Source organism: Weissella bombi, assembly GCF_900094835.1.
GTDB lineage: Bacteria > Bacillota > Bacilli > Lactobacillales > Lactobacillaceae > Weissella > Weissella bombi.
In genome coordinates this window covers 82,512-103,969 of sequence record NZ_FMAO01000001.1, presented here as the reverse complement: position 1 = coordinate 103,969, position 21,458 = coordinate 82,512, and the positions used below count along the sequence as shown (strand labels likewise).

The window sequence follows — 21,458 nt, the reverse complement described above, 5'->3', positions numbered from 1 at the left end:
TTAAGATTTTACAATGACTCTATTAAATCATTATCCTAATCTTCATATGGATTCATCATCCAAGATTCTGTGTAGTATTTATTTCTTATATTATAAACAGGTGTTGGTTGCTTTGTTGTTAAAAATTTATCCACCTTTTTATCAAATGCTAACCAACCACGCCATCCTAGATGAATAGTATCTTGCATAAAGTGTTTTTTATTACCATCAGTAGAAAAATCGGCTATATTTGTAAATCCCTGTGATGTTAATTGATGCTTAATTTTACCAACTGCTTGTTGATACATATGAGTATTTAATCCCGTATACTTTGCCCATTTTTCATTTATTGGCTGGATAACAAATAAGACGTTTGTATGTGTTTGCGCAAATTGTTGTAGCACTAATTGTAAATCACCATATTCTGGTGACTGTAAATAATTCACATTTTTTTGTGACCCTTTAATCTCACCAACCTGTGCTGAAATTCGCTTTTTATAAAAAGTGTTTTGAATACCAAATTTATTATTTGTTGTATTCTTTTTAGCATAACAATCTGCTAATTTATTTAAACGATTTTCGTTATAAATTTCTGGTAGATTTTGCGTTTTAGGCAAAATATTTTTCTTGTAATTATTTCCAATTTGCAAATTTGCGAATAACGTATCTTCATGATTCAAAAATCTAAGTTTTAATGCAATTTTTGTTAAATCCGTTGACGATAATTTTTTCCCAGCTGCGACTTTTTCTAAATATTTATTTAATGAAGACGAGACATTCATTTCCAACAATCGTTTTGCAGCATATCGATCAGCCGTTGTACTTTTATCCTTTTGCAACCATGTTAAAGCCTGTGCTTGATTAAAATAGTATTTAAATGCATCTGAATTTTCACCAGGCTTAATAAACCATTGTGGTGAAATAACAAAAACGGCTTGCTTATCCCGCATTTGCGAAGTAATTTGTTGCATACCAAAATATTGCGTTAAACTTTGTGCTCCTCTTTGGCCAAGTAAAAAAGGACGATATGGACGATTATATGCTTCTGCCATAACGGATGGGTGAAAACTATCCATTCGATTCCATTCACTAGAACCAAAAAATGGTACAAACCGATGTTTAGCATCACTTAATGCCTGCTGTTTTAATTTTTGACTTTTAAAAACCGTAGGCGTTAAAGCATTAGCAGCTCGCTGTTCTTCATTAAAATTTTGCTTTACATGACTTGATTCAGGCACAAGCATTATTATTGAAAATACTAACACAAAAGCCAATATGACTGGACCAAAAATAAGGCCCAATTTTTTAAACATTTTGCAACTCCTTAACACCTTCAATAATCTTATTAGCTGTGTTCCAATCGTCACGTCCCATTTCTGATACCGGGATTTTAATATTAAATTTTGCTTCTAATTCTAAGACCAGTTCAACAGTTCCCATTGAATCAAGGACACCAGCATCAAATAAATCATCATCCATCATATTACTAACATCTGCCATGAATAGTTCATTAATAATATTTAAAACTGCTTCTTTTACATTCATCAATTTATACCTCATCTTATTTATTAATAGTTATGAAACCAAAGTTTGTCCAAAAATCCTGAGAACAATAAGAAACTTAGCATGACAACATTAAATGTTATGAAAATAGCTAACATTTCTGTGAATTTATTTTTTGGTAATTGCTCTTTATGACGTCGTTTATATCGTAGCCACCAATCATTAATAACCATACCAAGACCATGGAAAATACCGTAACTAACATAATACCAAGTTACCCCGTGCCAGAATCCCATAATGGTCATATTCAAAACATAAACAACACCGGAAGTCACATTACGATTCTTAAAAATTTTGTGCCGCATGAACACCATTACCAAACGCATAAAAACAAAATCACGGAACCAAAAACTTAATGACATGTGCCAACGATTCCAAAAATCTTTCAAATTTTTAGCCAGAAATGGCTTATTAAAATTCATAGGGGTTTCAATACCCATAATATACGAAATAGCAACAGCGAATAATGAATAGCCAGCAAAATCAAAGAATAAATCAAAACCATAAACGTACATTACACCAATCGTGGGAAGATTAATTAAACCGCCTCTTGCTAAAGCCATATGCTCAACATTTGGTAATAATAACGATCCAAATATATAGGATAAAATAAACTTATATAAAAAGCCTAGAAATAAATAATAAACTGCTTTTTCTAACATATTTAAATATCTAGTACGATCTGGCACTTGTTCATAGTCAGCAGTAAAACGACGAAAACGATCAATTGGTCCTGAAGAAATTGTCGGCATGAACAACATAAACCGTAAAAATTGATTAAACGTAAACTCTTTTAATACACCATCACGTGTTTCCATCAACATACCAACTGAACGGAACATTAGATATGAAATACCCAAAAAACCAATAATTGAGCTTTTTCCCATAGTTAACGCAGGTGTTAATTTTACAATAGCTAATGGTAAGATATCCAAAAAGACGGCACCATAGAATATCCATTTGTTATCTGCTTTTTTTCGATAAGCAGCATAACTAAAAACAATAATTATCTGCCAAATAATGTACGCACACAAAGCGATAAATTGTTGCCAATGAGTTCCTGCAAACATTAATACGATAAAAATTAATGAAATAATTGATTCATACCATTTCAAACGCTTACCGAAAAACATTGCAATGACAATTGGCATTAATAAAACAACTAAATAGACAAAATATTGCGGATCCCCATACGGTTGTAAATTAGGCAACGCTTTTAACCAATCCATCATTGTTTATTAACCTCACTAATTAGTGATTTAATATCAATTTTTCCATTAGGCGTAAGTGGTAATTCATCTCGATATAAAAATCTTGATGGCATCATATACGGCATCATATTCTGCTTAATATCATTCTTAATGGCCTTTGTCAGTAATAAATCATTTTCAAATTGTTCATGAATTTCCGGACGTAATTTGATAAATGCTAATAAGTTCTGTACTTTATGTTGCTTGTTATATCTTGGCACTGCCACTGCAGCTGCCACATATTTAGATGTATTTAAAACCTGAGATACTTCTTCTAGTTCAATACGAAAGCCATTAAACTTAATTTGAAAATCTAAACGGCCACCATAATGAAGTACTCCTAAAGAATCAAAATAACCTAAATCACCAGTATGGTATGCCGATTGATTATGAAACATAAAAAAGGCTTGCTCTGTCTTTTCCGGATTATTAATATATCCTTTAGATACACCAGGACCAGTAACAACAATTTCTCCCATTTCACCAACAGGTAATTCTTCGCCATTATCATCAATAATAAATGTAGGTGAATCTGGCTTAGGATAACCAATAGGTAACCGTTCATTTTGATCAATTAATGTTGGTGTAATTTCTACAGCTGACAAAGCAACAGTAGCTTCGGTAGGACCATAAGCATTTATAATTTTTGCTTTTGGAAATCTCTCGTGTAATTTTTTAGCCGTATTTACAGTTAGCTCTTCACCATCAAAATAAAAACATTGAAGTCTTGGTAAATTAATTTCATTAAAATCTTCAGAAAGCATTGCCATATCTGCAAACGATGGTGTCGAAGTCCAAACATCTATTGGCAATTCCGGTAATACCGAAAATAATGTTTTGAAATTTTCCGTTACTTGTTTTGGTAATGCATACAGGGTGCCACCTATTGCTAAAGTAGGCGCCCAATACATCACTGACAAATCAAATGAGTACGCTGGCTGTGCAAGCATTTTAGCACGTGCGGGAATCTGAAATGTTTCCGAATTTATCATCCAATTTGTAAAAGATAATAAATTATTATGTGATATTTGAACACCTTTCGGCAACCCTGTCGTACCAGAAGTGAAAATAATGTAATAATTATCATTACCTGTAACTGGATGTGTCATAACATATTCACTATTTGATTTAAAGCAATTGTGTAAGTCGGTCAACTTCATAACAGGAATTTGATCCATTTTTAAAGGAAGTGAATCAATTGCAATGATTAAGCTTGGCTGACTAATTTTTAAAATATCCAATATTCGATCATTTGCTGAATTAACATCAACTGGTATATATGCATGACCAGATTTACTCAAACCAATAAAAGTAGCCAGCATCTCATATTGTTGTCCACCAAAAACCATCACTACAGACTTTGATGGTATAGATAACGAATCAATATAGGATGCTAATTCATCGGAATCATGCTTCAATTCAGCATATGTGTGAATCTCTCCCAATACGTCGTATACTGGTATATCTGGTTGCGTCCTTGCATAATCATCAATAGTCATAAGCATATTTGTAATTTGCATGATAACCTCTTAAAATTTTTTATTTTAGAACTCATTATAAATAAAATGACCTTGCCCTAAACCTGAATATCCATATAGATAAACAAGAGCAAAAATTATAACGGTATAAAATATTGTTTGAAAAAAGAACTTTAATACTCGTTGCGTAGTTTGTAAATTTTTTATTTTATTCACAAATTTCCTCCTTAATATAACAAAGCAATGACAATTAATACATTTGATTGTCGTTAATCTTATAAATGTTACCGGGAATAAAATATATTTATAAGCTTAACTAACCATTAAAACTGTAGATTAATTCCATTTTAGAATGCTGATTATTGCATCACCTTTTTAAATAATTAGTAAATTTGCACTAATTTTTTTCTTATGCTATCCCTTCCATAGAGTTAGGACACCTTGCTGATTTGCGTAATATAATTCATTTCCTTTTCTTACAAATTGGTTTGTACGGACATAATACGTGCCATTATCGCCAAAATAATATTGTTGCCCGTTAATCCATTTGAACCCTTGCATCGCACGACCATCATTACCAACATAGTATTTATAACCCCACGCATTTTCCCATTGATTATCCTGTCTGACACCATTATTAAACCAATAATACGTACCCATATAATGTCTAAATCCTGTGTATGTTTTTCCGCTTTCAAACCAACGCCAACCATTCTGCGTTTTTATATAACCTTGACATAGTGTTAAAGCACCTTGTTGGTTTGCATAATATGTTTCGTCACCTTTTTGTATAAATTGATTTGTCCGTGCATAATACGTGCCGTTATCACCAAAGTAGTATTGTTTACCATTAATCCACTGGAAGCCTTGCATTGCACGGCCATCATTACCAACATAGTATTTATAACCCCATGCACTTTCCCATTGGTTATCTTGTCTGACACCATTATTAAACCAATAATACGTACCCATATAATGTCTAAATCCAGTATATGGCTGACCATTTTCAAGCCATTTCCAACCAGTCCCATCGTTCAAATAACCAGTCTGATTTTTAAAAAAAGGTGATCCATAATCCATGCTAACGTCGAATATACCTGCTATACCCGGAAATGTTGTCTGGGAATTCCATTGCCATGCACCATATTGCGTATACCAAGGATTTTTACCATCTGGATTATATGGATATGATGCCATCCAAATATTTTTCGCTCCAAATGACTGTACATTCAAACCGGTGACATTAATGTAATTAGGTGAAGTATATAGCATTTGTCTCGTAAATCCTGCAGCTAATAGTTGATTACGAAACGCAAGCGCATTTGCTGTAACATTACCTACCTGCGTTAACGTATCTTCTAAATCATCAACTAGTAATGTATTGTTAGCTAGACCTAATTTCCTAATATTTTGTAAAAAGTAGTTAGCCTCAACAACCGCCCTATTTTGTGAATTGTAAGTTGCATAATGATAGACTGCAATTTGCAATTTAGCAACGCGTGCATTTGCAATCTGAATTCTCGCATATGGATTTAAATAATTCGTACCCTGCGTTAATTTCACAATGACGCCTTTTACACCATAAGCTTTTAATTTTAGAAAATCAGCAACTGATAAGCCACCATTCCAACTTGAAATATCTACAAAATCAATTCGTGGCATTTTTGGCTGGCCCGCTACAATATTAGGCACACCAGCTCTTGGCGAAATTATTTTTTCTCTCTTATTTACATTCTGATTATTCGTTGATGATTGAGCTACTTTTGATTTTTCTGATTGCTTCTGTGAATCATTTGGTACTAGCTTACTATTATCAGAGTCTGTTAAATCATTATTATTGGGTTGTGTTGCCTCTTCAATATTTGACGTTTCATCATTAGAAGTTATATTGGTATTTGTATCATTTGATGCTGAATCTTCTTGAGAATTGTCTTGATTAGCATTCATTTGATCTGATTGTTGGCCATTATGATTGGCAACCACTTGATTTTCATCATTACCTAACGTGTCTTGATTCAGTTGATCATTTCCACTGCCTGCTTCTTGGACTGGTTCATTATCATTTGCTTTTTGTGTATTTTCAGAACCACTAACTGACACTGTGGTATTAGCAATAGCATTATTTTCAGAAATTTGATCATTTTGTTGACCAGTTGCAGAATCATTAGCTTTATTTGAATCTTTGTCATGACTTGTTTGGCTACCTTGTATTGTTTGTACTTTGATTGCTTGATTTTGGGCAACCATTGTATCAACCTTTGATGTAACAACAGCGCTTGTTTCCGTTTCTTTCGTAACTGAATCTGCTAACACTTGTGTATTTACAACAGTACTTGTAGCGAACATCGTTAAGCTAGAAATGGCGCCATAAATCCATACTTTGCCAGCTTTATACATTTTATAATGTTTTTTTTCAATTGATTGTATCACTATAGTGCTCCTTATAATCATAAAAATTACTTATTTAACATAAAAACACATACATTATGCTTTGATAAGTATTATATTAATGCACTGATTATAAATTGAAAATTCTGTTTATTTTTTACTAAATGTTTAAATTTTGTTTAAAAACAGAAATCACATATTAAGAAACCTTTAGTGTTATACCTAAATAAACAGTAAAACCCTATAAGTTGGTTTTATTTCCAGCTTACAGGGCTTTGTACATATTATTATTTTTTATAACAGATTTGTGTTCTTAGCTAATTAAAAATGCCACTAAATTCCTTCTGCAATGATTCAAATGAGTAGTCTGACTCAGATATGTCAATTGTTCACTTCTTGCCATCTTTAATTAATTTAATATATTGTCCATTGGCTTCACACATAGGTATTTTCTCTAGCACTTCTAGGATATTTTGAACAAGTGACTCCTTGGTAGCATGATTTACTTCACTGTAGGAACTTTCACTATTCGTATTTTGCGTTTTGTTTATTCGGCGTTGTATTTCAGAAATAACAGACAATGTTGGTATTGCTGAAAGGAAAATGTAAACACTATTTAACAAAGTATGCCGATCCTTTTCAAATTTCCGATGAACTAATAAATTACTACGGTGTCGTATTGCAAAATTATTTAAATACAAAAAATTATCAAGCGGCATATGATTTACGTAATAAATTTAATTCAGATGGCCTTTTCTTAAATTGGAATGGTCAAATTTCTAAGCAACTATGGCTAGCTGTATGGAAATTATATTTTGGTAATTATGAAAATGGTAAAGCGACACTTATTCAAATAATCGACTTTAAATCAATGTTTCCAACTAGTTTTTCACTAAACATTGATGCAATATTTAAAATTCGCGTAGCAGATTCTAAAGACTATCGACTTTTACAAAAAAAGCAATAATCGTACTGCTACAATCATAAGGTAATTGATGCATTACCATGTATTACGTCAATATGACACAGCATAAATATCAAGACCACTTATATCTTTAATCATAAAATGCCCCATAAATATTAGACACATGTTCTGACATTTATGGGGCATTTCACTATCCACACAGGGATCTTACCTCGACAAATTTCAAACTTCAAAATCCGTTTAGCCAATCATCTAATAACTGAGACACTTCTAACTTACGATCATCTTTAATATTTAAAAGTCTACCTTTACTCTCTTCTCCACCTTTAACTGAGAAGCCATCATTAATATGTGCATCTGGCGCTAACGTCTTAATCTGATCAAAGGTTGTCCCTTGACCATATCCACCATTAGTATTAAAAGGGAAAATATTTAAACCAGTAAAGTCATTACTGGTTAAGAAAGAAACAACTGCCTGTGGTAATGCCATATTCCAAGTTGGCGTTCCAATAAAAACATTCTTGTAATTTTTTAGACTACTAATCTGAGTATTTAAACCAGGTAGAATACCGTTTTCCTGTTCCATTTGATTTTGTTGAACTTCCTGTCGATAATTGGCCGGCCGCGTTTCACTTGTTTCTATTCTTATAGCATACCCACCTAATTTGTCATGAATTAAGTTTGCTACAGCTTCCGTATTACCTGTTCGTGAATAATACACGATTAAATTTTTATTATTATTCATAATATAAACTCCTTTAAAACACATAATGAAGCCCCGTAAGTTGATTTATTACCGACTCACAGGGCTTAACACGTTATTTCAATAACCTGCCTTTTAATTAAAACTACCACTAAATTCCTTCTGCAAAGATTCAAATGAGTAGTCTGACTCAGATGTGTCAATTGTCCACTTCTTACCATCTTTAATTAATTTAATATCTTGTCCATCAGCTTCACGCATAGGCATCTTCTCTAGCACTTCTGGGAACTTTTGAACAAGTGATTCCTTAACAGCACGATTTACTTCACTATATGACATTTCGCCATTCGCATTTTGCGTTTCGTCTATTCGACGTTGTGTCTCAGAAATAACTGACGACAATTCAGACAACTTTACCAATGTTGGTGTAACTGTGATTTCAGCAGTTGTTGGTGTTGCTGATTTGATTGCATACTTAACAGATCCCTTTTTATTGTTTACATCTTGAATCTGCTTAACCATATTTTCGGCTGCTTCATCAGCAATTGTATTGTTGAATGCTCTTGTTTCAAGAAAATCTCGTGCAACATTACGATATGAAACTTGTTCATCTTGTAGTTTATTAGTAAGCAGCTTGTCATACGAACTACCATCTTGCTTGTTTAAGAACACACTATCAACATAACTTGTCATAGCCTTTTGAGAATCTTGCGTATGATCTTGATACTTTTTAGTGTTAATCTTCACCTTAGTAGTTGGATACTTTTTAGTACCAGATGCCATCGGTGCAATTTCTAAAGTATATTTTTTATCTTTAGCGACAGGGAAAACAACGTAACCACTCGTTGTATCATGCTTTGCTAATTTTTCGTATCCCATAGTCGAGAAATCATCCCCACTACCGTAAATTTGAACGGATTTAATACGACTACCACTTTTATCTTTTAATTTAATATCACTGGTCATTAAACTAACTTTAGGACCATTATTTTTAATGTGTAAATCTAAAGCCAAATAAGCCTTATCACTAGATAAAGTCTTTTTATTATCAGGAATAATATATTCACCGCTCTTAACTTTAACTGCAGCTCCATTTGAAGGTGCTGAAGCTTTAGCAGCAACAGTGTCTATACTGCCACCAAAGCCTGCTAGCGTACCCACTGCCATAAAACTTGCAATAGCAATGCCCATTTTGTTATGCATTTTCATGATAAATACCTCTTTTTATTAATCTGCATTTAAACATAATTCCCCATATCTATATGTTTAAGCCAACTTAGTAATATTATATTTGGAAAACATCATATACGAATTAATGTCACATATGATGAGAGATATCCTAATTAAATTATAACAAAAATATGACAAAGTCTGTTGTTTCAACAACTAATTTATATATTTTATTTAAGTAAAAAGTATTATGAATAAGAAGACATTAAAAAAGATTGATGCTCGTTATACGCTAACATCAATCCTAAATCTATCTAATTATTACACATATTATCCCAATCACTTTTTAGTAAAGTCCAAATACAGCCATCATGATAACCATCTTCCAATAATTCACTAGCTCGAATTAACCCGTCTAAGTGAAAACCTGCTCGTTCTGCAACCTTATTACTTCGTGTATTGTCGACCGCTGCATGAATCTCGATTTTATTAACTTGGTAATCAGTAAATCCTAATTCGCACATCCCCCTAACTGCTCGTTGCATAATCCCTTTACCAACAAATTTAGTTGCTAACCAATAACCAATTTCCGTACTATTATCTAACTCACGAAATCTATTAAAACTAATAACACCTGCGGGTTGATTATTAAAAAGTATAATCACAGTGACTGAATCACCTTCACTAAAATGCTTTAAGTTGGTTTTTAAAACGTTCTCTTCATCAGTTACACTTTCCATATCTAATACCCATGGCAACCATGGCAACAACTCTTCACGACTATCATCAATTAAAGCATAGATTGCTTCTGCATCAATTTTTGGCCTTGGTAGTGCTAAACTTACTTCTTCATCAATTTTATACTGAAACATTATCCAACCTCCTCAAAGTAAAAACTATTCTTCATAAACTGTTATCCGTAACGCCTGGGTATCAATTGTAACTTCGCCACCTAACGGAAACGTAAAAATAGGCTGCGTATGTCCAAAATCGACATCGTAAATGACAGGTATTTTTTTAAGGATTGGATATTTGTCTAATATGTACAATAGTAAATCATGTGTCATACCGCATTCTTTAGGAAATCTGCCAATTACCAACCCTTTTAAGTCTGGATTAACTTGTAAAAATTGTGCTAACAATCGATCAAATTCATACGCATCCCCTTCTTCAGCTTCTTCTAAAAATCCAATAGGCTGCGCAATTTTTCTAAAATAAGGCGTACCAAATAATAAATGATAAGTTTGAATATTACCACCAATTATGGTTCCTGCAGCGCGCCCCTCATTATACACTTGCCATTTATTAGGCAAAAAATTTCGTGGAATTGATGTGTCATACCATGGATCACTTGTAAATACATCATTGGCTACTAAATCATACTGCGCATCTTTTAGTTGGTCTGACACTGCTTTCAACCATTGGTTTGTTTGAAAATCTTGTAAGGCATCCATTTTAAAAGAGGAATACGTTGGTGAATAATACGTCACTAACCCTGTTTTAGCAAAAATAGCTGTATGTAGACTAGTTATATCAGAATAACCAAAGAAAAATTTGGGATTATTTTGAATTAACGTCCAGTCAATATATGGTAATAATTCGTTCGCATTGAACCCGCCGATAGTGGTCATAACTGCTTTAACTTGCTTATCACGAAAAGCATCATGTAAGTCAGCCAATCTTGATGCTATTGATGCCGAAGACAGTTGATCATTTTCATAGATATGCTCACCAAAAGTCACTTTAAAGCCTAAATTCTCTAAACGTTCTTTAGCAATCAAATTATCTTGCATCCCACCAACCCGTTCTAAACTCGAACTTGGTGAAATAACACGAATTTCATCACCAGATTGCAATTTTTGAGGATAAATTTTTTTCATTTTGTATACACTTTCTAAAAGTTTTTTGATAGAAAACGTCTTGTGAGATACTTTAAAATTTTATTTACTACGCTCTACCAAAAGCCAATAACATAATATCATTATTTTTTAATTTAATCTTTTATAATATTGATATTATAGCGTTTTATTATGAGAAAATCTATTGAAATTAAAATGAAATCCAGTATATAATTAACCTAAAATGTCAGTTAACATTCAAAACGCTAGGAGTAACGATGCAAATCGAATTAAAACAATTAAGTGTACATGATTTATTACCATTCTGGGAATTAGCTTTTAGAAATCCCAATGCTGAATGGCTTTAAAAAAGTCGCCAATCTAATCATTTAAATGATAGATTGACGACTTTTTATTAGTAACAAATCAGCTGAATAACTTACTTTTTAATCAACATAATTTGTTTTCGTTTTATTCATCCAAGCATATGTCATACCAATGACCAAGGCACCACCAACATAATTACCAATTAAGGCGAAGAACAAGTTGTGTAGAACACTTCCTAATGTCATACCAGCAATCGTACCATGAGAAGCAAAGAATGCTAATGAGAATGCTGGGAAGTTTGCAATAACGTGTTCGTAACCCAAGAATGCGAAGATAAAGATAACAAAGATAATTGCCATAACCTTACCAGCGTCATCCTTCATACGTAAATTAATGAAGAAGGCTGTGTTAACAATGATGTTAGCAAAGATAGCTTCAACGAAAATTTGAATTGATGACTTGCTTAGCTTTGCAGCAATTCCATCAAACAAATAATTAGCTGATGGTAGATCCTGGAAAGGACCTGTCAATGAGATTAGGTAAGCGAAGAAGACACCACCAATCAAATTGAATAATAATGTGGTCCCTAATACTTTAGCAGCGGTTGAAAAATGAATTTTCTTACGATATACACCAACCGTTACAAACAGCATGTTTGATGTCCCCAGTTCAGCCCCCATGAAGATAATCATAACCAATGACCAACTAAACATGAAAGCAAACGTGAATTTACCAGAACCTGGCAAAAGCTTTTCAGCTTGTAGCGCTGTTCCAAATGCAGCAGCTGTTCCTAATGTTAAGAACAATGTTGCCAACATTGCTCGCGCTGCGTACCGAGCATAGCTGCTTTGAAATAAAGCAACTTTATTCATCAGAGCATCATCTATTTTTCTAAATAGCGGTGATTTTTCAACTGTCTGTTCGTTCTCTGAATCAACAGGTGTTGCTGTATCATAATCCGGCAATTGAGCTGGTCTTGAAGTTAAAAAATTTGCATCCATCAGTACATACTCCCTTTACCTATTACCATGAATCGCGCAATGTAAAGTTGCGAACATCATCAATGGTCTGAGTACCAGCAAGTTGAATAACTAGTTCTAGTTCATCTTTAAAGAAATTAAATACTTGTTCAACACCAGTTGCACCACCAAGAGATAGTCCATAGATAGCTGGTCGACCAATAGCAACTAAATCAGCACCAGTTGCTAGCGCCTTAAAAACATGTTGTCCACGGCGAACACCACTGTCAAAGACAACTGGTACGCGTCCACTAACTGCATCTACAACTGTTTCCAATGATTCAAATGCGGCAGGGCCACCATCCAATTGACGGCCACCATGGTTAGTTACCCAAATACCACGAGCACCGGCATCTAATGAACGGTAAACATCTTCAGCACTTTGAACACCCTTAACGTAAACTGGAATATCTGTGTGACTTGCAATATATTCAACATCACGTGGTGCTAACTTTTGCTTTGCTGACTTGTAAACAGCATCCATACTCTGGCCCACCCCAGATTGATATGCTGCTACGATTGGCATTGGCAATGGGAATGTAAAATGATTACGCTTATCAGCTTCACGATTACCACCCAAAGTTGCATCTGCTGTCAAGACGATTGCCTTCGAACCATTACGTTCTGCAGTTGCAATAATTTGATCATTAATACCATTATCCTTACTCATGTAAAATTGGAACCATTGGTTAGCATCTTGACCACCAGCTTCACGAATGTCTTCTAACGTTGTCGATGCAAATGAAGATGCTGTAAAGATAGATCCGAAATTAGCAACCCCTTTTGCTGTATACTTCTCTCCATCAACATGAGCTAATCCATGTGCAGCAACCGGTGCCATAATAATAGGTGCTGTCAGATGCATATCTTGAAAATCAACTTGCGTATCAGGATTTTCAACATCACGCAAAACACCAGGTACAATAACCTTTTTATCGAAAGCCGTAATATTACGCTTATAGGTAATTAAATCACCGGCACCACTTTGAATGTAACCATACCCCCCACGCGGAATGGTTTCTTTGGCTGCCTCTTCTAGATCGTTAGTATTAACAAAGTCCACTTTTCCTTCGCGTTCACTAGCAATGTACTCACTCATAAATATATCCCCTTTAAAATTTAAAATATTAAAATGTAACCGCTTACATTTTTACCTACGAGATATATAATACGGGATTAACTTCCGAAATTCAAGAATAATTTTAAAAAAGTTCACAGATTAATCGAAATTAGCGTGTCGTTTTGTTCACATTTAAAGAATATTGCCGCAGTAGTTTTGTCAAACAATCTCTTCATAATCCAATTTATACATAGATTAATAACGTACACGCCAAAATATTTTAACTTAGCTAAATCTTCCGTAAATATCAAAGCAAAAGTCAGCAAACTGACTTAAAATTAGTTCAGTTTGCTGACTTTTTATAAATTATTCTTGATAAAATTTCTAATCTGTAAAAACACGCTCATTTTCTGACAAAACGTGCCAATTTTCTATACTAATATCGTTAGTATCAAATACACCAGACTGGATATAGTCTTTTGCTTTCAAAACAAGTGGGGACGCATTATTAATATTTAATTCATCAAAATTAACTAACAAGGAACCTAACGAATCTTGCCCTTCAAACTGATTAACAGAATTCATTACTTGGCCAGAAAATTCCTGAACTTCATAGAAAACGGTAATATGTTGGTTCATCTCATAATCCAAATAACGCCAAGGATATTTAAAACTAGTAACACCTAATTGTTTTATCTTAGAAACTTTTAGACCGGTTTCTTCTTTAATTTCACGATTGATAGCATCTTTTAAAAACTCACCGTCTTCTAAGCTGCCACCAGGCAAATCAAATCGATTAATATATGGTCCACCATTTTTCTTAATTACCACTAACTTATTATTAATAACAATAATACCATAGACACCAAATGCACGATGTACATTATTATGTTCCATATTTACCCTCCATTGCTATCTCTTTAATAACACGCCTGTTTTATCAGCATACCATCGGTTGCCCAAATAATTAATATTTCGATTTGTAACCAATGCTTTTGTTTTAGGATCAAAATAATAACCACGCCCATTTATTTCATGATAATCAGATTGTAGAACATTGTTAACAGCATATTGCCACTGATTAGATTCATTCTTTTGCCAACCATTTGAACTAAACAATTGTTTACTATCATGTTCATCGGAAAGCATTATGTAGTTACTATTCATCCAATTACTAATAACTTTAGCCATTTGTCGATATGTTTTTTGATTTGGATGGACTAATTTATCCCCCAAGTCAGATGGAGAATTAGCGACACCAAAATCAGTAACATTAAGTACTGGGATACCAAAACTAAAATAAACATCCGTTAATGCACTTTTTAATTGATCAATTGCGTAATTACTTTGCTTAATTGGAATATATGACGTCACGGGCAAAATACCGAAAATTTTAATTGCCGGGTTTGCATTGCGCAACCGTTGAATATTAGCTTGCAGCTTCTGCTGTACATACCCTAAATTATTACGACTGTAATCTAAATCATTTATGCCAATTTCCAAAACGACAATATCTGTGTGCTTTATAGTATTACCCTTTAATATGCGTGAAACATTATTAGATAGGTCAAATATCGGCGTACCATTATCATTGCCAGATATTTGTGAACCTGCTGACGAAAAGGAATTATTTAGTGTTCTCGGATTCAATAATCGTTTTAATACGGTCGGATAATTATCTTTGAGCACTTGTGTACCATCCCACCCAACAGATAATGAATCACCAATTATTAAAATACGTTTATTACCATAGTAGATTTCATTTGAAAGTACTCTAGTTTCGTCTTTGCTTACAGCAAGAACCTTATTTTGCCTGGTAACTGGCAATAATAGACCATTTTGAGACGTTTTTGTTATCAATTCATTAGCAAATATCAAATTTTTGGGAAATGATAGAATAAGCAGTACTGTGACCACGAACATACTAAATTTAATATACTTACTAGACATTTCCGACTCTCCTAAAACCAACTCATACTTGTATGTATAGTGCTATTTAACGCGCTTCGTTTTAGTATTACGAAGCCAAACCTTTATAAGGATAGCACTTATATGTTTCCAAATATAGAATTATTTAGCAATTAATTTTTTCAAATTTTGGTACACACTAAATTTAAATTTATTCACCGGTATATCAAAAGTACCAATCAATTGCTGCGCAACACCCTCAAATTGTGTCTTAAACTTTAAAACACCATCGGTGCCGTCAAATTTACCGTCAATGCCTAAGAAGTTATATGTTTTAACCCCTAATTTTTGCGAAATTTGTAACATATAGTCTTGAATTTGGTAAGGTGCATAGAACTCACTGTATTCTTCATATGATCCCGAAAATAAATAATCCGTCTCTTGTGGCATAATGATGAACATGGCCGCAGCAACTGGAATCACATCTTTTCCTGCGTGAATCCGCATTCGTTTACCATGTTCAATCCGTACTTTATGATTTTCCTTTTGCTTGAATAATTCACTAAGTTGTTTATCAATTCGTGTTTTATTAGCAGCTGTCTCACGTTTCTGTTCCAACTTATCAATATCACGGTTAGCCTTTTCAAGTTTATCATTGGCAACTTGAATATACTTCGAGAAGGACACTTCTGCTACTACAAACTTAACCCGATTCTTAAATTTATCGTACGCCGTTTCAAAATAAGTTAAATCTTTACTCAAGAAATGCCGACGTTCAGCCGTGTCATCAATAATTTGTTTAAACACCGGCAACTCTTCTCTAGATAGTTCACGCACATTAACTTGATAGAGCTTATTCTTCTTTAAATACTGCTTGGCCATCTTATGGTAACTCTTTGATATTTCCATATATGTTTGACCATCAATCTTTTTAACATATTGCCAAACCGTTACGCCAGTATCTTGCATGCCATACTTAAATGGTTCATGCGTGAATCCCAAACTACACATCGTATCAAGAATTTGCTTTTTAGGTGTACAAATTGGTTGTCCATCATTGTCGAATTCTTGATAAATAGCATTTGGCGACAAACTTAAATACAACCCCTTATTATGTTTAGCATACTGCACTAAACCATTAAAAAAGCATTGCAAGGCATCCCTATCAGCCCAATCCTTTACAATTGGTCCGTAATCTAATGAATACTTATAACCTAATTTGGCGGGATCCCAGTTCACGACACCACCAACAAGAATTTCATTTGTATCGTTCACGACACCAAATACTTTTGCTTTACGACCCCTACTTAACAACAATTCAAATTGATAACTACTTTGACCAAAGTTCCCTACTTCATTAGTTTCCACAAACTTTTCCCACTGGTCTAGTTGACTATCTAACGTTATAAACCTCATAATGCCCACAATTTCCTATTTCTGTTTTTTATTTATTACAAATATATGTACGTATATGACATTTATTATACACCTATTTTAAAAACAGATAACAATTTCTTAAAAAAGCCTAAAACAATTCATGATTTTTACAGAAGCAACTTTAAATAAATTGCTTACCAAGAATTGTTAAATCTAAATTTAATTTGCATATATTACCCCTTTTTTGTAATATAATAAATTAAAATTTCCATTAAACTCTATTATTATAACTCGTAAAAGAAAGTGAGAAAATATTCATGCGAATCAATATTTTACAACATACGCCTAACGAAGGTCCGGGTAGTATTAGAACTTGGGCTGAAAAATTTGGACATCAAATTTATGTCTATCATCCCTATCAATTTAATGGTATTTTACCAACAGCTGATCAAACAGACATGTTGGTAATTTTGGGTGGTCCGATGAGTCCTAATGATGATTTACCTTGGATTAAAGCGGAACGAAACTTAATCCAAGAATTATTAAACAAAGATACCCCTATGTTTGGTGCCTGCTTTGGTGCCCAACAAATTGCTAAAACTATGGGATATGTAATCAAAAAGTCACCAGCAAAAGAGGTCGGTTGGGCACCAGTTTATCGACAAACAACAACCATTCCTGATATACCCGACAAACTTTTGGCACTACATTGGCATGAAGAAATGTTTGAAATACCACAGGAAGCTGAATTATTATTTTCTAGTGATGCTGTGAAAAATCAAGGATTTGTACTAAATCATCGCGTAGTTGGATTACAATTTCATTTCGAACCACAAGATAATGATGTCCGTGAAATTGTCACCAATGATGCGCCTTATATTGCAGGCTCTATCTTTAAGCAGAATGCAACAGATATTTTAAAAACGCCAGTACCAAAAGAAAATCAAGAAACGATGTTCCAAATTTTAAATTATATTAGCGCTGATAAATAATCATATATAAAACAACCCCTGTAAATTAGCATTTTGCTAACCTACAGGGGTTGTTTATGTTTAATATCTATTTTTTGCCCAGTTATTACCAAAAGAATTTTGTTGTGTTTCAACAGGTGAAACTGACAAACTACCGATTTTACGATTCTTCAACGTTAATCCTCCCCAAAATGAATGATTTCATTAGGATTATTCTACGTTAATTTGCGTTGCCATCCTATTAATTTGCTTTATCCTTGCTGGATTTTGATTAGCATACTGCAATAATTGATCAGTTTTAACATACTGCGACATCTCTTGATTGTTTGAATGAATAATAAAGCTTCGATAATCAACACCATTTTTATCAAGTTTGAAGTAATTAGGCGGTAATTGTTTTTCATCATCCGTTATATTTTTACCTGACCAAACAAGTTTACGACCATCTGGCAATGCATTAACTTGCCAACCACTAGATTTATCAGCCAGTTCTTGCCATCGTTCAATCGGCAAGTTGCTAATACCATAATAAATGATTGTTGCGTATAACAATTTTTTATTTGACTGTAGTGTTGGCATATCCAATTTTTTAACAATCTCTACATGTCGCTTTGCTTTTTTTACATTAAAATTATTTAACGAAAACAAACGTTTCTTTTTATGATGCGTAAACTCTGTTTTATTAACTAACTTGACGTCACTAAAATTAGCTGCTTTATCAACCAGATAATAACTCGTATAGCCTCGATACTTAATTTTTGCTGCATCATATTCGGGGACAATCAATGTCTTACCTTGCAATTTTCCTTTTGCTTTAACAATAAGTGGTGATTTTGCGTCAATACCGACCTCACGTAACTTAATATAATATTGTTGCTTATTATCCCGCTTAGCGTAAATGCTAAAGCTTGAATTTTCTTTATTAGGATCCTTAATATGTTTTTTTATTTCGTCTGGCCGATTATTCTTCTGTTTTGCGGCTTTAAAAAAAGCATCGGCCATTTTATCATACATGTGTTGCTGTTTATTATGATAAACAACTAAACTGATACTCAAAATGCCGACGATTAATATTGTAATAACACTAATAATTATATATTTACGCTTCACTACGACCTCCTAAAAGATCATTATGCTCTTAATTATAAGTTCGAATCTTAGGTGGCACATATGTCGCCATAAAGTTAAATATTTCATCTAAAGAATCTGAGAAAAGCAACTTTTCACGATCTGCCATCGTTAAGAATTCCTTCTCCGTCATTGTATCAAACATTTTTTCTAAGGGTTCATAATAGTTATTCACATTATAAAAAATGCATGGATTAGAATTATTACCTAAACGTGCCCACGAAAAGGCTTCAATAATCTCTTCTAATGTTCCTGGGCCTCCCGGTAAAGCAATGCAAGCATCTGACAACGTCAACATTTTTTCTTTTCTGATTGACATGTTGTCAACAACCTGCAAATCAGTCAACTTATCAAAGGCTGCTTCACGTTCAACTAGTTGTTTTGTCATAACACCGTGAACCTTACCACCATTTATTAAGACTTCATTGGCTAACGTTCCCATTAATCCAACGCCACCACCACCATAAACTAGTTCTAAATCACGTTCAACTAGAGCGTGAGCTAATTCTTTTGTCGCCTGTTGGTAACTATCATCATTTCCTGTCGATGCACCGCAATAAACTGCAACCTTTTTCATTAAATAAAATGCTCCTATTCTTTAATTACTAAAACATAGCCTTCTGTATTGGCTTTAAAGCACAATCAGAAGGCTAATTTTGATAACTATATTAATTTACTCTACAATTTCACAGAATTCAACAATTACGCCGTCCGGTCCTTGAACATTAAAAAATTTAATACCCTTGTCCCAAAATGGTAAATGTTGTACTTCATTATCTATTAAGTTAAAGCCTTCTTTTTTGGCTTCGACTAATGCAGCATCAGCGTCTGTCACATCCAATGAAATATGGTTGATAGCACCTGGTTTCCCAACAATTTCATCCCCAGTCCAAGCCTCAATCACTAAGTTTTGACGTTTCATAAAAATCACATTCCCAACTGGAAAATCGCCAATTTTCTCAAATCCCAATTTCGTCCAGAATGCCTCCGATTCGGCCAATGATGAAGCCGGAATACCAACATGTTGTAATCCTGAAAAATAGTCCGTTAGTGCCATTACATTTCCCCCCAAAAATTTATTAATTCATTTCAATAACTACTATTGTAAACGGTTACTTTAATAATGACAATTCATAAATATAAAGCACCTAATCATTAAACTAATACTGATTAGGTGCTTTATTTACCTATATTTAAATTTAATGAACGTATATTGTTAGAATGGTTACAACACCAAATAATACCCCCGGTACATTTGATATAATAAGTGGCCAATCTCGATACTTCTTTAACCAGCCATAACCAGTCCATAGTATAGCATCTAACATCATTGTTAGTGGCTGACTCAGTGACACTGGATTTCCTGCTAAATTAGATTGAATTTCAGAAATGTATGAAACATACATTAACACACACATCACTGTCGCTAATTCACTAACGATCCTGACTACCTTAACCCTTCTATTTGAATCAATAAAGCGCCGTCTATCACTAGATTTATCGGTTTCGCTGTTCATTTTCCCGTTTATTTCCTCCTACAGATAAAATAATGCTCGCCTCTTATGATAGACGTATTATTTTATTATGCAAGGTATGATTTATAAAAATTATAATATTTGCAATTTGTATGCGTTTTAATTGTTTTATAAATAAAAAGGTTAGAACAATTGCTTTTGTCCCAACCTTTTACAATCTATTTCTTACCAAGCAGCTTCAATTGCTGCTAAGGTAACATCTGCTGTACTGCCAAAATTAATGTTAGCTGCCTTTAAAACATCTTTATCGCCAATACCAACACTCGTTTCACCAGCACCATTAATGCTCTGAATACCCGCTGCTGAATCTTCAATACCAATTACTTCTGATGGCTGTAGTCCTAGAACATCAGCCGCAGCCGCAAAGATTGCTGGGTCAGGCTTACCAGCTGTTACTGATGCGGGATCAACAACTGATTTGAAATAATCCGTTAACCCAAGACGTTCAATAATAAATGGTGCATTCTTTGATGCTGATGCAACACTCATTTGATAGCCAGCTGCTTTTAGTTCATCCAAAAACTTTTGCATACCAGGTAAAATATCATCTGGTGTTAATGTTGAAATTAACTCGCGATATTGTGTATTTTTTTTAGTTGCCAAGTTTTCACGAGCTGTCTGGTCATACTTATCCGCAACACCACCAGCATCCATGATTAAGGCTAAACTTCCCATTCGGTCAATACCTTTTAAACTTTCTTCAAGTTCAGGCGTCCAGGTTGTTCCCACTTCATCAGCGATTTGATGCCAAGCAATAGTATGGAATTTTGCAGTATCAGCCAAAACACCATCCATATCAAATGCAAAACCTTTAATTGTTGTAAAATTAGTCATTTATT

The 21,458-nt window shown here is 33.7% G+C and carries 22 protein-coding genes; 2 read left to right on the top strand and 20 right to left on the bottom strand.

All coding sequences use genetic code 11. The features are described 5' to 3' along the window. Nucleotides 1-35: 35 nt before the first annotated feature. The 6 genes from dltD to GA0061074_RS00495 all read right to left on the bottom strand — a co-directional run bounded on the left by dltD (nucleotide 36) and on the right by GA0061074_RS00495 (nucleotide 6,700). Nucleotides 36-1,292 carry a D-alanyl-lipoteichoic acid biosynthesis protein DltD gene (dltD, locus tag GA0061074_RS00520; protein WP_092461153.1) on the bottom strand — a complete coding sequence of 419 codons (1,257 nt, stop codon included), beginning with the start codon at nucleotides 1,290-1,292 and terminating at the stop codon, nucleotides 36-38. Continuing rightward, nucleotides 1,285-1,524 (bottom strand): D-alanine--poly(phosphoribitol) ligase subunit DltC, encoded by a 240-nt coding sequence (dltC, locus tag GA0061074_RS00515; protein WP_092461152.1) that lies wholly within the window; start codon nucleotides 1,522-1,524, stop codon nucleotides 1,285-1,287. Before dltC ends, dltD begins: the two co-directional genes overlap by 8 nt. A gap of 23 nt (nucleotides 1,525-1,547) precedes the next feature. Then, nucleotides 1,548-2,774, bottom strand: a complete 1,227-nt coding sequence (gene dltB, locus GA0061074_RS00510) for a D-alanyl-lipoteichoic acid biosynthesis protein DltB (protein WP_092461151.1) — start codon at nucleotides 2,772-2,774, stop codon at nucleotides 1,548-1,550. After that, a complete protein-coding gene (dltA, locus tag GA0061074_RS00505; protein WP_167550156.1) occupies nucleotides 2,771-4,297 on the bottom strand; it encodes a D-alanine--poly(phosphoribitol) ligase subunit DltA in 1,527 nt (508 codons plus the stop codon). Before dltA ends, dltB begins: the two co-directional genes overlap by 4 nt. Nucleotides 4,298-4,336: 39 nt before the next feature. After that, nucleotides 4,337-4,486, bottom strand: a complete 150-nt coding sequence (locus tag GA0061074_RS00500; protein ID WP_092461149.1) for a teichoic acid D-Ala incorporation-associated protein DltX — start codon at nucleotides 4,484-4,486, stop codon at nucleotides 4,337-4,339. Nucleotides 4,487-4,684: 198 nt separating this feature from the next. After that, the gene (locus GA0061074_RS00495; RefSeq protein ID WP_159426628.1) at nucleotides 4,685-6,700 is read right to left on the bottom strand and encodes a GH25 family lysozyme; all 2,016 of its coding nucleotides are present in this window, start codon (nucleotides 6,698-6,700) and stop codon (nucleotides 4,685-4,687) included. Between the two features lie 538 nt (nucleotides 6,701-7,238). Between GA0061074_RS00495 and GA0061074_RS00490 the strand changes: the two genes are divergently transcribed. Next, on the top strand, nucleotides 7,239-7,625 hold the full coding sequence (locus GA0061074_RS00490; protein ID WP_092461147.1) for a hypothetical protein: 387 nt from the start codon (nucleotides 7,239-7,241) through the stop codon (nucleotides 7,623-7,625). A 187-nt stretch (nucleotides 7,626-7,812) separates the two neighbouring features. Here GA0061074_RS00490 and GA0061074_RS00485 read toward each other — a convergent pair whose 3' ends face one another. The 9 genes from GA0061074_RS00485 to GA0061074_RS00445 form a co-directional block, all read right to left on the bottom strand. Next, nucleotides 7,813-8,328: a flavodoxin gene (locus GA0061074_RS00485; RefSeq protein WP_092461146.1), complete on the bottom strand. Its 516-nt coding sequence runs from the start codon at nucleotides 8,326-8,328 to the stop codon at nucleotides 7,813-7,815. Between the two features lie 93 nt (nucleotides 8,329-8,421). Then, a complete protein-coding gene (locus GA0061074_RS00480) occupies nucleotides 8,422-9,495 on the bottom strand; it encodes a DUF5105 domain-containing protein (RefSeq protein ID WP_092461145.1) in 1,074 nt (357 codons plus the stop codon). Between the two features lie 275 nt (nucleotides 9,496-9,770). Beyond that, nucleotides 9,771-10,328, bottom strand: a complete 558-nt coding sequence (locus GA0061074_RS00475; protein WP_092461144.1) for a GNAT family N-acetyltransferase — start codon at nucleotides 10,326-10,328, stop codon at nucleotides 9,771-9,773. Nucleotides 10,329-10,352: 24 nt separating this feature from the next. Further along, nucleotides 10,353-11,336, bottom strand: a complete 984-nt coding sequence (locus GA0061074_RS00470) for a S66 family peptidase (protein ID WP_092461143.1) — start codon at nucleotides 11,334-11,336, stop codon at nucleotides 10,353-10,355. A 404-nt stretch (nucleotides 11,337-11,740) separates the two neighbouring features. Further along, nucleotides 11,741-12,622, bottom strand: coding sequence for a formate/nitrite transporter family protein (locus GA0061074_RS00465; protein ID WP_092461142.1), 882 nt, complete (start codon nucleotides 12,620-12,622; stop codon nucleotides 11,741-11,743). A gap of 22 nt (nucleotides 12,623-12,644) precedes the next feature. Further along, nucleotides 12,645-13,739: an alpha-hydroxy-acid oxidizing protein gene (locus GA0061074_RS00460; protein ID WP_092461141.1), complete on the bottom strand. Its 1,095-nt coding sequence runs from the start codon at nucleotides 13,737-13,739 to the stop codon at nucleotides 12,645-12,647. A 345-nt stretch (nucleotides 13,740-14,084) separates the two neighbouring features. Next, a complete protein-coding gene (locus tag GA0061074_RS00455; RefSeq protein ID WP_092461140.1) occupies nucleotides 14,085-14,597 on the bottom strand; it encodes an NUDIX hydrolase in 513 nt (170 codons plus the stop codon). Between the two features lie 15 nt (nucleotides 14,598-14,612). Then, entirely contained in the window at nucleotides 14,613-15,650 is a 1,038-nt protein-coding gene (locus GA0061074_RS00450; protein ID WP_092461139.1) for an SGNH/GDSL hydrolase family protein, read from the bottom strand. Nucleotides 15,651-15,770: 120 nt separating this feature from the next. Continuing rightward, nucleotides 15,771-17,024 carry a peptidoglycan bridge formation glycyltransferase FemA/FemB family protein gene (locus GA0061074_RS00445; protein WP_092461138.1) on the bottom strand — a complete coding sequence of 418 codons (1,254 nt, stop codon included), beginning with the start codon at nucleotides 17,022-17,024 and terminating at the stop codon, nucleotides 15,771-15,773. Between the two features lie 278 nt (nucleotides 17,025-17,302). Here GA0061074_RS00445 and GA0061074_RS00440 point away from each other — a divergent pair, with 278 nt between their 5' ends. Beyond that, complete coding sequence (locus GA0061074_RS00440; RefSeq protein WP_092461137.1) at nucleotides 17,303-17,977, top strand: type 1 glutamine amidotransferase; 675 nt, start codon at nucleotides 17,303-17,305, stop codon at nucleotides 17,975-17,977. Between the two features lie 189 nt (nucleotides 17,978-18,166). On the opposite strand, the gene GA0061074_RS00435 is transcribed toward GA0061074_RS00440, so the two are convergent. The 5 genes from GA0061074_RS00435 to pgmB all read right to left on the bottom strand — a co-directional run bounded on the left by GA0061074_RS00435 (nucleotide 18,167) and on the right by pgmB (nucleotide 21,453). Then, nucleotides 18,167-19,066: a hypothetical protein gene (locus GA0061074_RS00435; protein WP_092461136.1), complete on the bottom strand. Its 900-nt coding sequence runs from the start codon at nucleotides 19,064-19,066 to the stop codon at nucleotides 18,167-18,169. A 28-nt stretch (nucleotides 19,067-19,094) separates the two neighbouring features. Continuing rightward, nucleotides 19,095-19,661 (bottom strand): LOG family protein, encoded by a 567-nt coding sequence (locus tag GA0061074_RS00430; protein ID WP_092461135.1) that lies wholly within the window; start codon nucleotides 19,659-19,661, stop codon nucleotides 19,095-19,097. Nucleotides 19,662-19,757: 96 nt separating this feature from the next. Next, nucleotides 19,758-20,141 (bottom strand): VOC family protein, encoded by a 384-nt coding sequence (locus tag GA0061074_RS00425; protein ID WP_092461134.1) that lies wholly within the window; start codon nucleotides 20,139-20,141, stop codon nucleotides 19,758-19,760. A gap of 142 nt (nucleotides 20,142-20,283) precedes the next feature. Next, nucleotides 20,284-20,601: a SemiSWEET family transporter gene (locus GA0061074_RS00420; protein WP_092461133.1), complete on the bottom strand. Its 318-nt coding sequence runs from the start codon at nucleotides 20,599-20,601 to the stop codon at nucleotides 20,284-20,286. A 183-nt stretch (nucleotides 20,602-20,784) separates the two neighbouring features. Further along, the gene (pgmB, locus tag GA0061074_RS00415; protein WP_092461132.1) at nucleotides 20,785-21,453 is read right to left on the bottom strand and encodes a beta-phosphoglucomutase; all 669 of its coding nucleotides are present in this window, start codon (nucleotides 21,451-21,453) and stop codon (nucleotides 20,785-20,787) included. Between the last annotated feature and the right edge of the window lie 5 nt (nucleotides 21,454-21,458).